The 10,950-nt window shown below is 68.0% G+C and carries 12 protein-coding genes; 11 read left to right on the top strand and 1 reads right to left on the bottom strand.

The window, feature by feature from the left end; translation table 11 throughout:
- The first annotated feature begins 39 nt into the window (after positions 1 to 39).
- The gene (locus PcP3B5_RS18820) at positions 40 to 1,224 is read left to right on the top strand and encodes a thiolase family protein (protein ID WP_009618792.1); all 1,185 of its coding nucleotides are present in this window, start codon (positions 40 to 42) and stop codon (positions 1,222 to 1,224) included.
- Between the two features lie 448 nt (positions 1,225 to 1,672).
- Here the strand turns inward: PcP3B5_RS18820 and PcP3B5_RS18815 are convergent, their stop codons facing one another.
- The gene (locus PcP3B5_RS18815; protein ID WP_009618794.1) at positions 1,673 to 1,882 is read right to left on the bottom strand and encodes a DUF6316 family protein; all 210 of its coding nucleotides are present in this window, start codon (positions 1,880 to 1,882) and stop codon (positions 1,673 to 1,675) included.
- 236 nt (positions 1,883 to 2,118) lie between these two features.
- Here PcP3B5_RS18815 and PcP3B5_RS18810 point away from each other — a divergent pair, with 236 nt between their 5' ends.
- The 10 genes from PcP3B5_RS18810 to PcP3B5_RS18765 all read left to right on the top strand — a co-directional run bounded on the left by PcP3B5_RS18810 (position 2,119) and on the right by PcP3B5_RS18765 (position 10,905).
- Positions 2,119 to 2,757: a peroxiredoxin gene (locus PcP3B5_RS18810; RefSeq protein WP_009618796.1), complete on the top strand. Its 639-nt coding sequence runs from the start codon at positions 2,119 to 2,121 to the stop codon at positions 2,755 to 2,757.
- Positions 2,758 to 2,940: 183 nt separating this feature from the next.
- Positions 2,941 to 3,948, top strand: a complete 1,008-nt coding sequence (locus tag PcP3B5_RS18805) for an aliphatic sulfonate ABC transporter substrate-binding protein (protein WP_145923919.1) — start codon at positions 2,941 to 2,943, stop codon at positions 3,946 to 3,948.
- Positions 3,949 to 3,957: 9 nt separating this feature from the next.
- Positions 3,958 to 4,785, top strand: coding sequence for an ABC transporter permease (locus PcP3B5_RS18800; protein ID WP_061563295.1), 828 nt, complete (start codon positions 3,958 to 3,960; stop codon positions 4,783 to 4,785).
- On the top strand, positions 4,782 to 5,531 hold the full coding sequence (locus PcP3B5_RS18795; RefSeq protein ID WP_061562107.1) for an ABC transporter ATP-binding protein: 750 nt from the start codon (positions 4,782 to 4,784) through the stop codon (positions 5,529 to 5,531). The genes PcP3B5_RS18800 and PcP3B5_RS18795 overlap by 4 nt, the downstream gene beginning before the upstream one ends.
- Before the next feature lie 444 nt (positions 5,532 to 5,975).
- Complete coding sequence (gene ssuE, locus PcP3B5_RS18790; protein WP_043317032.1) at positions 5,976 to 6,569, top strand: NADPH-dependent FMN reductase; 594 nt, start codon at positions 5,976 to 5,978, stop codon at positions 6,567 to 6,569.
- Between the two features lie 168 nt (positions 6,570 to 6,737).
- The gene (locus tag PcP3B5_RS18785; RefSeq protein WP_061562106.1) at positions 6,738 to 7,715 is read left to right on the top strand and encodes a sulfonate ABC transporter substrate-binding protein; all 978 of its coding nucleotides are present in this window, start codon (positions 6,738 to 6,740) and stop codon (positions 7,713 to 7,715) included.
- Between the two features lie 110 nt (positions 7,716 to 7,825).
- The gene (gene ssuD, locus PcP3B5_RS18780; RefSeq protein ID WP_061562105.1) at positions 7,826 to 8,977 is read left to right on the top strand and encodes an FMNH2-dependent alkanesulfonate monooxygenase; all 1,152 of its coding nucleotides are present in this window, start codon (positions 7,826 to 7,828) and stop codon (positions 8,975 to 8,977) included.
- A gap of 63 nt (positions 8,978 to 9,040) precedes the next feature.
- A complete protein-coding gene (ssuC, locus tag PcP3B5_RS18775; RefSeq protein WP_009618809.1) occupies positions 9,041 to 9,835 on the top strand; it encodes an aliphatic sulfonate ABC transporter permease SsuC in 795 nt (264 codons plus the stop codon).
- Complete coding sequence (gene ssuB / locus PcP3B5_RS18770; RefSeq protein WP_061562104.1) at positions 9,832 to 10,641, top strand: aliphatic sulfonates ABC transporter ATP-binding protein; 810 nt, start codon at positions 9,832 to 9,834, stop codon at positions 10,639 to 10,641. The genes ssuC and ssuB overlap by 4 nt, the downstream gene beginning before the upstream one ends.
- A 48-nt stretch (positions 10,642 to 10,689) precedes the next feature.
- Positions 10,690 to 10,905 carry a TOBE domain-containing protein gene (locus tag PcP3B5_RS18765; RefSeq protein ID WP_009618813.1) on the top strand — a complete coding sequence of 72 codons (216 nt, stop codon included), beginning with the start codon at positions 10,690 to 10,692 and terminating at the stop codon, positions 10,903 to 10,905.
- Positions 10,906 to 10,950: the final 45 nt, after the last annotated feature.

Raw genomic sequence — 10,950 nt, 5'->3', positions numbered from 1 at the left:
TGCACCTCCCCAATCGAACAACAAGCAACGAGGTTTCCCATGCGTGAAGTGGTGATCGTCGACAGCGTCCGTACCGGCCTGGCCAAGTCGTTCCGCGGCAAGTTCAACATGACCCGGCCCGACGACATGGTGGCCCACTGCATCGACGCGCTGCTGGCGCGCAACGGCCTGGACCCGCTGCTGGTGGACGACTGCGTGGTCGGCGCCGGCTCCAACGAGGGCGCCCAGGGCCACAACATCGGCCGCAACGCCGCGGTGCTGTCGAAGCTGGGCATCCACGTCGCCGGCATGACCCTCAACCGCTACTGCTCCTCGGGCCTGCAGGCCATCGCCATCGCCGCCAACCAGGTGGCCTCCGGCTGCAGCGACATCCTGGTGGCCGGCGGCGTCGAGTCCATCACCCTGACGGCCAAGTCGCGCAACACCGACCACTTCGTCAACCCGCGTCTGGAAGCGGAGTTCCCGGGGATCTACTACCCCATGGGGCAGACCGCCGAGATCGTCGCCCGCCGCTACAACGTCACCCGCGAGGAACAGGACCTCTACGCCCTGCAGAGCCAGCAGCGCACCGCCCGCGCCCAGGCCGAGGGCCTGTTCGACGACGAAATCGTGCCGATGAACGTGCGCTACGCCGTGGAAGACAAGGCCACCGGCGAGAAGAAGGTGGTCGAAGGCGTGGTCGACCGCGATGACTGCAACCGCCCGGACACCACCCTCGAAGGCCTCAACTCGCTGAAGCCGGTGTTCGCCGAAGACGGCTCGGTGACCGCCGGCAACGCCTCGCAGCTTTCCGACGGCGCCTCCATGACCCTGGTGATGAGCCTGGACAAGGCCCTGGAACTGGGCCTCAAGCCCAAGGCCTTCTTCCGCGGCTTCACCGTGGCCGGCTGCGAGCCGGACGAGATGGGCATCGGCCCGGTGTTCTCGGTGCCCAAGCTGCTCAAGGCCCGCGGCCTGCAGATCGACGACATCGACCTCTGGGAGCTCAACGAAGCCTTCGCCTCGCAGTGCCTGTACGCGCGCAACCGCCTGGGCATCGACAACGAGAAATACAACGTCAACGGCGGCTCCATCTCCATCGGCCACCCCTTCGGCATGACCGGCTCGCGCCAGGTCGGCCACCTGGTGCGCGAACTGCAGCGGCGCAACCTGCGCTACGGCATCGTGACCATGTGCGTGGGCGGCGGCATGGGCGCCACCGGCCTGTTCGAAGCGCTCCGCTGAGTCTGGCGGCCGTCCCCACGCAGGAGGGCCGATAGCGAAGCCCCGGCAGCGATGCCGGGGCTTTTTTCGTTGGGGAGGTTTTTTTTGTAGGAGCGAGCTTGCTCGCGAACGGAGTTACCCGGCGGCTACGGTGCAAGCGTTGACGCCGTCCCCTCTCCCTAACCCTCTCCCTGAAGGGAGAGGGGACCGTTCGGTGTGCTCGGGTGTTGCGGCGTTAGCCGGCTATCGCGAAGTTTCCGACTGACGCCAAATCTTCTTTCGGCACGGACAAGCCCCCTCTCCCTTCAGGGAGAGGGCTGGGGAGAGGGAAGGGAGGTCAGTCGATGCACCAATACACCCGGGAAACTCTGTTCGCGAGCAAGCTCGCTCCTACGAAAAGAACCTGCCCCCGGAAGACACCCAAAGAAAAACCCCGGCACCTGGCCGGGGTTCATGACCCAGACAACACCTACTGCGCCACCCGCGCATACAACCCGGCGGCCTGCTGCATCCGGCTGATGTACTGCATCACCTCGCGTTCCGCATCGAAGCGGGTGAAGAACGGCCCTTCCAGCGTGCCTTCGCGGGTCGAGAAGAAATACTGGCCATTGACCGCGCTGATCCGGTCGCTCCGATAGTGGGTGCCCGGCTCGCCGTCAGTCACTCGTTTACCGAACATGAAGATACCTCCCACACCTTGCGGGTTAATGATTTCAGTGTAGTCAGGCCGGACGGCGGCGGGGCGCAGGCGACGAATGGACGGCGGCGGGGGCCTTGGCGGCTATGCTCAATGGCCAGTGGCGCGAGGCCAGGCGGCTGCATGTCTTTTTGGTTATAAGAAAATCAAAATATATTCTTTTTAATGCAGTCCGGCCTTGTGCATAGTGAACCCCACACGAACCAGGAGCCCAACCCATGAGTCTGCGTCTCGGCGACATCGCCCCCGACTTCGAACAGGAATCCAGCGAAGGCCGCATCCGTTTCCACGAATGGCTCGGCGACAGCTGGGGCATTCTCTTCTCCCACCCGGCGGACTTCACCCCGGTATGCACCACCGAGCTGGGCCTGACCGCCAAGCTCAAGGACGACTTCGCACAGCGCGGCGTCAAGGTGATCGCGCTGTCGGTGGACCCGGTGGAGTCCCACGTGAAGTGGATCGACGACATCAACGAAACCCAGAACACCGTGGTCAACTTCCCGATCATCGCCGACGCCGACCGCAAGGTCTCCGAGCTGTACGACCTGATCCACCCGAACGCCAACGACACCCTGACCGTGCGTTCGCTGTTCGTCATCGACCCGAACAAGAAGGTGCGCCTGACCATCACCTACCCGGCCAGCACCGGGCGCAACTTCAACGAGATCCTGCGGGTGGTGGACTCGCTGCAACTGACCGACAACCACAAGGTCGCCACGCCCGGCAACTGGCAGGACGGCGACGAGGTGGTCATCGTGCCCTCGCTGAAAGACGAGGACGAGATTCGCCAGCGTTTCCCCAAAGGCTACCGCGCGGTCAAGCCGTACCTGCGCCTGACCCCGCAGCCCAACCGCTGATTTTCCCGCGGCTGCCCCGCGCAGCCGCGCCGTTGTTCCAAACCACGAGTAGGGTATTCGGCCGGTTCGCCGGCCGCCTTTTTTTCCGTTCCCGCCCGGCCTCGAGCCGCGCTTTGTTTTCCCGCTCTGACTTGCCCGCCACACGGGGAGAAGACGTCAGCCACGCCGCCAAGGAGATCGACCATGGGTCCGTCCACCTGGCGCCGCAGCCTGACCGCCGCTCTCCTGGCGTGTCTGCCGTTCGGCGCCTTCACTGCCACCGCTTGCGCACAAACGCCAAAGGAAGTCCGCCTGGACTACGCCTACTACGCGCCCACCAGCCTGGTGCTCAGGCACTTCGGCTGGCTGGAAGACGCGCTCAAGCCCCAGGGCACCGAGGTGCGCTGGGTGTTCAGCCAGGGCAGCAACCGCTCGCTGGAATACCTCAACGCCGGCAGCACCGACTTCGCTTCCACCGCGGGGCTGGCCGCGGTGCTCAGCCGCGCCAACGGTAGCCCGCTGAAGACCGTCTACATCGCCTCGCGCCCGGAATGGACCGCGCTGGTGGTGCCCAAGGACTCGCCGCTGAAATCCCTGGCCGACCTCAAGGGCCACAAGGTGGCCGCCACCAAGGGCACCGACCCCTACCTGTTCCTGCTGCGCAGCCTGCAGAGCGTCGGCCTGGGCAAGGGCGACGTGGAGATCGTCCACCTGCAGCACCCCGACGGCCGCACCGCGCTGGAGCGCGGCCAGGTGGACGCCTGGGCCGGGCTCGACCCGCACATGGCGGCCAGCGAGCTGCAGGCCGGCTCGCGGCTGCTGTACCGCAACGTGAACTTCAACAGCTACGGCGTGCTCAGCGTCACCGAGCGTTTCGCCCGTGAGCAGCCGCAACTGATCAAGCAGGTCATCGGCGCTTACGAGCGGGCCCGCCACTGGGCCATCGAGCATCCGGAGGAGACCGCCAGGCTGCTGGCCGAGGAGGCCAAGCTGCCGCTGGAAGTGGCCAGGCTGCAGCTCTCGCGCACCGACTTCAGCCAGCCGCTGCCCGGCGCCGAGCAGGTCGCCGCGCTCAAGGCCGCCGCGCCCATCCTGGTGGACGAGCAACTGGTGCGCCCCGGTACCGACGTGGCCAGGGTGGTGGACCAGTTGATCGACCCGCAACTGGCCGGCGAAGTCATCGGCAAGCAACCCCTGGCCAGGGCGGAATGAACCATGGGTGTGCCGAGCCAGCCCCTCGACCTGGGCCGTAGCCGCCGCCTGGCCCTGTCGCTGCGGCCGCGCCCGCTGCGTTGGCGGGCCTGGGTGCTGCCGCTGCTGCTGTGCGCCGCGCTGGAACTCGCGGTGCGCGCCGGCTGGCTGGCGGAGAACCAGATGCCGGCGCCTAGCAGCGTCGTGCTCACCCTTTGGCAACTGGCCCATGGCGAGCTGTGGCAGCACATCGGCGCCAGCCTGGCGCGGGTGGCCAGCGGCTTCGCCATCGGCTCCTTCGCCGCCCTGCTGATCGGCACCTGGGTCGGCCTCAGCCAGCGCGCCGAGGCCTACCTGGAGCCGAGCTTCCAGGCGCTGCGGGCCATCCCCAGCCTGGCCTGGGTGCCCTTGCTGCTGCTCTGGCTGGGCATCGACGAGACGCCCAAGGTGGTGCTCATCGCCCTCGGCGCCTTCTTCCCGGTGTACCTGGCGCTGGTCGCCGGCGTGCGCGGGGTGGACCGCAAGTGGGTGGAGCTGGGCCGGCTGTACCACCTGTCGACCTTCACCCTGGCGCGGCGCATCCTCCTGCCGGCGGCGCTGCCGAGCCTGTTCACCGGGCTGCGCGGCGCCCTCAGCCTGAGCTGGATGTTCCTCGTCGCCGCCGAGCTGATCGCCGCCACCCGTGGCCTGGGCTACCTGCTCAGCGACGGCCGCGAGACCTCGCGGCCGGACATCGTCATCGCCGCCATCCTGGTCCTGGCCGTGCTCGGCAAGCTCAGCGACGGCCTGCTCAAGGCCGTGGAACGCCGCGCCCTGGCCTGGCGCGACAGCTTCGAAGGCCTGGAGGGCAAGGCATGAGCGCGCTGCTGGAACTCAACAACATCCGCAAGAGCTTCGACGGCCTGCGCGTGCTCGACGACGTCAGCCTGGCGCTGGCGCCGGGGGAGGTGGTCAGCCTGCTGGGCCCCAGCGGCTGCGGCAAGAGCACCCTGCTGCGCATCGCCGCCGGCCTGGACGCCGACTTCGCCGGGCAGCTGCAACGCAACCCGCTGCTGGGCTTCGGCCCGGACGGCGAGAGCGGCCGCGGCGGCGGCATCGGCGTGGTGTTCCAGGAACCGCGCCTGCTGCCCTGGCTGACGGTGGCGCAGAACGTCGGTTTCGCCGACGGCTGGCTGGCCGACGACCAGCGCATCGCCCGGCTGCTGCGCGACGTCGGCCTGGAAGGCAAGGGCGGCCTGCTGCCCAAGCAGCTCTCCGGCGGCATGGCCCAGCGCGCGGCCATCGCCCGCGGGCTCTACGGCCGCCCGCAGGTGCTGCTGCTGGACGAGCCCTTCAGCGCGGTGGACGCCTTCACCCGCCTGCGCCTGCAGGACCTGATCCAGCAACTGGCCCTGGAATACGACATCAGCATCCTGCTGGTCACCCACGACCTCGACGAGGCCTTCTACCTGGGCGACCGCGTGCTGCTCCTGGGCGGCGCCCCGAGCCGCCTGCGCCGCGAGTTCCCGGTGCCCCTGCCACGCCCGCGCGACCGCCGTGCGGTGGAGCTGGCGTATCTGCGGGGCGAGGCGCTGACGGAGTTGCAGCATTCCCACGTGATCTAGACGTCGCGCTGTTCGTAGGAGCGAGGGGGACGCCTGGTTCTTGTTCGCGAATTGGCGTTTGCTGGTGGCCTAGGTGCTGGGTTCAAGAGCGCCCTCTCCCCAGCCCTCTCCCTGAAGGGAGAGGGGGCTTGTCCGTGCCAGCGGGAAGGTCAGATTCAGCCGGATAGCCGAGATTGCCGGCTGACTCAGGAATACCAAAGCACTCCGAACGGTCCCCTCTCCCTTCAGGGAGAGGGTTAGGGAGAGGGAGCGGAATCTCCCCAGAACACCGCTGCCACAAGTAACTCCCGTTCGCGAGCAAGCTCGCTCCTACAGTCTTTATTCAAGTTATAAGCAAATGAATAAATAACATTTATTGGAATATCAAAACCCCTGTTAAGGTCTATGCACGTTGGTTAGCGAGCCGGCTTCAAGTCGGCTCTTTCAGTTATAAGGAAGCGTGCAATGTATGTGGTGACCCTCGCCGGCAGTCCGAGCCAGCGCTCCCGTTCCGCGGTCCTGCTGGACGTTGCCCGCCGGTGGCTGCACGAGCGTGGGGTGGAGGTGCGTTCCTACCAGGTGCGTGACTTCGCCGCCGAGGACCTGCTGCATGCCCGCTTCGACAGCCCCCAGGTGCTGGAGCTGCTGGAGCAGGTGGCGCGGGCCGACGGCCTGGTGATCGCCACCCCGGTGTACAAGGCCTCCATCGCCGGCGCCCTCAAGGTGCTGCTGGACCTGCTGCCCGAGCGCGCCCTGAGCCACAAGGTGGTGCTGCCCCTGGCCACCGGCGGCAGCAACGCCCACATGCTCGCCGTGGACTACGCGCTCAAGCCGGTGCTGGCGGCGCTGAAGGCCCAGGAGATGCTCCACGGCGTGTTCGCCGAGGATTCGCAGATCGCCTACGCCACGGCCGATGCGCCGGCGCAGCTGGAGCCGGCCCTGGAGCGGCGCCTGCTGGAGTCCCTGGAACAGTTCCACGGCGCCCTGGCGCGGCGGCCCCGGCCGATCGACCCGAACCTGCTCAGCGAGCGGTTGCTCAAGGCGCGCTGGAGTATTTGAAAGAAGCGGCTGCAGGCTACAAGCGGCAAGCTGCAAGAAAAAGCGTGGAGCGCTACCGAGCCTCGAATAGGCAGGTGCGTGACTGCCAGACGACAAGAAACCAGGTCCTCAGCATCCCGCCAACGGGAGCGCAGGTCCGGCGAGCACACAACGACAAAGGAGCATGCAATGCGCAACCTCACTTTGCGTGGTGGACTGGCGGCCCTGCTGATCGCGGCCCTGGCCCATGGCGCCCAAGCTGAAGAACAACCCGGTACCCTGCGTATCGGCTACCAGAAGTACGGCACCCTGGTGCTGCTCAAGGCCCGCGGCACGCTGGAGAAGCGCCTGGCCGAGCAGGGCGTCAAGGTGCAGTGGACGGAGTTCCCCGGCGGCCCGCAACTGCTGGAAGGGCTGAACGTCGGCAGCATCGACTTCGGCGTCACCGGCGAGACGCCGCCGGTGTTCGCCCAGGCCGCCGGCGCCGACCTGGTCTACGTCGCCAGCGAGCCGCCGGCGCCCACCAGCGAGGCCATCCTGCTGCCCAAGGACTCGCCGATCAAATCCGTCGCCGAGCTCAAGGGCAGGAAGGTCGCCCTGAACAAGGGCTCCAACGTGCACTACCTGTTGGTGCGCGCCCTGGAGGAGAACGGCCTGAAGTACAGCGACATCCAGCCGGTGTACCTGCCGCCGGCCGACGCCCGCGCCGCCTTCGAGCGCGGCGCCGTCGACGCCTGGGTGATCTGGGACCCGTACCAGGCCGCCGCCGAGAAGCAGCTGCACGCCCGCACCCTGGTCGATGCCCGCGGCCTGGCCGACAACCACCAGTTCTACCTGGCCACCCGCACCTACGCCAAGGAGCACCCGCAGGTGCTGACAACCCTGGTGGAAGAAGTGCGCTCGGTGGGCGAGTGGTCGCAGAAGAACCCCGAGCAGGTCACCGAACAGGTCGCCCCGCTGCTCGGCCTGCCCGCCGACATCACCCTCACCGCGGTCAAGCGCCAGGGCTACGGCGCGCAGTTCATCACCCCCGAGGTGGTGGTCAAGCAGCAGAAGATCGCCGACGCCTTCACCCAGCTGAAGCTGATTCCCAAGGCGCTGAGCATCAAGGACGTGGTCTGGACGCCGCCGGCGGACAGCAAGGCCAAGGTGGCCCAGGCGCAGTAAGCGTTCATTGGGTTCCCGCGTTCGCGGGAACCCAGCGACTTCACCCGATTCCGACACCCCATCATCGCGCGGCTACGCCACGCCGGCGCGCTCAATCTGGAGTTATAGCGATGAGCCTCAACATCTTCTGGTTCCTTCCCACCCACGGCGACGGCCATTACCTTGGCACCGCCGAGGGCGCCCGCGCGGTCGACCACGGCTACCTGCAGCAGGTGGCCCAGGCCGCCGACCGCCTCGGCTTCGGCGGCGTGCTGATCCCCACCGGGCGCTCCTGCGAGGACTCCTGGCTGGTCGCCGCCTCGCTGATCCCGGTGACCCAGCGCCTGAAGTTCCTGGTGGCGCTGCGCCCGGGGATCATCTCGCCGACCGTAGCTGCGCGCCAGGCAGCGACCCTCGACCGCCTGTCCAACGGCCGCGCGCTGTTCAACCTGGTCACCGGCGGCGACCCGGACGAGCTGGCCGGCGACGGCCTGCACCTGAACCACGAGGAGCGCTACGAGGCCTCCGTCGAATTCACCCGTATCTGGCGCCGCGTGCTGGAAGGCGAGACCGTCGACTACGACGGCAAGCACATCCAGGTGCAGGGCGCCAAGCTGCTCTACCCGCCGATCCAGCAGCCGCGCCCGCCGCTGTACTTCGGCGGCTCCTCGGAAGCCGCCCAGGACCTCGCCGCCGAGCAGGTCGAGCTGTACCTGACCTGGGGCGAGCCGCCGGCCGCGGTGGCCGAGAAAATCGCCCAGGTCCGCGAGAAGGCCGCCAAGCAGGGCCGCAGCGTGCGCTTCGGCATCCGCCTGCACGTGATCGTCCGCGAAACCAACGAGGAAGCCTGGAAGGCCGCCGACCGCCTGATCAGCCACCTCGACCAGGACACCATCGACCGCGCCCAGGCCTCGCTCGCCCGCTTCGACTCGGTGGGCCAGCAGCGCATGGCCGCCCTGCACGGCGGCAGCAAGGACAACCTGGAAGTCTCGCCCAACCTCTGGGCCGGCGTCGGCCTGGTGCGCGGCGGCGCCGGCACCGCGCTGGTCGGCGACGGCCCGACCGTGGCCGCGCGGGTGAAGGAATACGCCGAGCTTGGCATCGACACCTTCATCTTCTCCGGCTACCCGCACCTGGAAGAGTCCTACCGCGTCGCCGAACTGCTGTTCCCGCACCTGGACCTCGCCCGCCCGCAGCAGCCCGAAGCCCGCGGCTACGTCAGCCCGTTCGGCGAGATGGTGGCCAACGACATCCTGCCCAAGCAGCAGGCCGCGCAGAGCTGAAGTCGACTTTGTAGGAGCGAGCTTGCTCGCGAACCCCGCGAGCAACCCGGAGAAGCACAAGACATGAAGACAAATACTCTCAACCAAGTGGCCCAGCGCCTGGCGCCCTGGGCCCTGCCGGTGGCCCTGGTGCTGGTCTGGCAGGTGGCGGTGGAGGGCGGTTTCCTCTCCAGCCGCATCCTGCCGGCGCCCAGCGCGGTGGTCGAGGCCGGCTACCAGCTGGTGAAGAGCGGCGAGCTCTGGCAGCACCTGGCGATCAGCACCTGGCGCGCCGCCATCGGCTTCGTCATCGGCGGCTCCATCGGCCTGGCCCTGGGCCTGGTCACCGGCCTGTCGAAGTGGGGCGAACGCTTCCTCGACAGCTCGGTGCAGATGATCCGCAACGTGCCGCACCTGGCGCTGATCCCGCTGGTGATCCTGTGGTTCGGCATCGACGAGTCGGCGAAGATCTTCCTGGTCGCCCTCGGCACCCTGTTCCCCATCTACCTGAACACCTACCACGGCATCCGCAACATCGACTCCGGCCTGCTGGAGATGGCGCGCAGCTACGGCCTGTCCGGCTTCGCCCTGTTCCGCCAGGTGATCCTCCCCGGCGCGCTGCCGTCGATCCTGGTGGGCGTGCGCTTCGCCCTGGGCTTCATGTGGCTGACGCTGATCGTCGCCGAGACCATCTCCGCCAGCTCCGGCATCGGCTACCTGGCGATGAACGCCCGGGAGTTCCTGCAGACCGACGTGGTGGTCCTGGCGATCCTGCTCTACGCCGTGCTGGGCAAGCTGGCCGACCTCGCCGCCCGCGGCCTGGAGCGCGTCTGGCTGCGCTGGCACCCGGCCTACCAGGCCAAGGGAGGTGCGGCATGAACGCCCTCAGCATTCCGCAGAACCTCAAGCAGGGCATCCCGCTGGCGCTGAACGGCGTGGTCAAGCGTTTCGGCGAGCGCGAGGTGCTCAAGGGCATCGACCTGCGCATCCCGGCCGGCCAGTTCGTCGCCATCGTCGGCCGCAGCGGCTGCGGCAAGAGCACCCTGCTGCGCCTGTTGGCCGGCCTCGACGCCCCCAGCGAAGGCCAGTTGCTGGCCGGCTCCGCGCCCCTGGAAGAGGCCCGCGAAGGCACCCGCCTGATGTTCCAGGACGCCCGCCTGCTGCCCTGGAAGCGGGTGATCGACAACGTCGGCCTGGGCCTGTCCGGCGACTGGCGCAAGCAGGCCCTGGAAGCCCTGGAGGCGGTGGGCCTGGCCGACCGCGCCCGGGAATGGCCGGCCAGCCTGTCCGGCGGCCAGAAGCAGCGCGTGGCCCTGGCCCGCGCGCTGATCCACCGGCCGCGCCTGCTGCTGCTGGACGAGCCGCTGGGCGCGCTGGATGCGCTGACCCGCATCGAGATGCAGCGGCTGATCGAGAACCTCTGGCAACGCCACGGCTTCACCGTGCTGCTGGTCACCCACGACGTCAGCGAGGCGGTGGCCGTCGCCGACCGGGTGATCCTCATCGAGGAAGGCGAGATCGGCCTGGACCTGAACGTCGACCTGGCCCGCCCGCGCTCCCGCGGCTCGGCGCGCCTGGCCGCGCTGGAGGCCGAGGTGCTCGACCGCGTGCTGGCGTTGCCGCCGCTGCCGCCCGAGCCGGAACCTGTATCCCCACTGCCCACGCAACTGCGCTGGGCGCTCTGATCCACCGTTCATCCGTGCACTACCGACATTCCCCATAGGAGAAACGCCATGACCATCAAAGCCATCAACGTCCGCAACCAGTTCAAGGGCACCGTGAAGGAAATCCTCGAAGGCCCGGTGCTCTCGGAAATCGACGTGCAGACCGCCGCCGGCATCGTCACCTCGGTGATCACCACCCGCTCCGTGAAGGAACTGGAACTGGCCGTGGGCAGCGAAGTGATCGCCTTCGTGAAATCCACCGAGGTGTCCATCGCCAAGCTGTGAGGCGGGGAGGGCGGCGTTTGCGCTGCCCTGGGTGCGAAAAAAAGG

The sequence above is a fragment of the Pseudomonas citronellolis genome, from assembly GCF_001586155.1.
GTDB classification, from domain to species: Bacteria; Pseudomonadota; Gammaproteobacteria; order Pseudomonadales; family Pseudomonadaceae; genus Pseudomonas; species Pseudomonas citronellolis.
The sequence above is the reverse complement of the archived record's forward strand: the minus strand, read 5'-3'. Positions and strand labels throughout refer to the sequence as shown.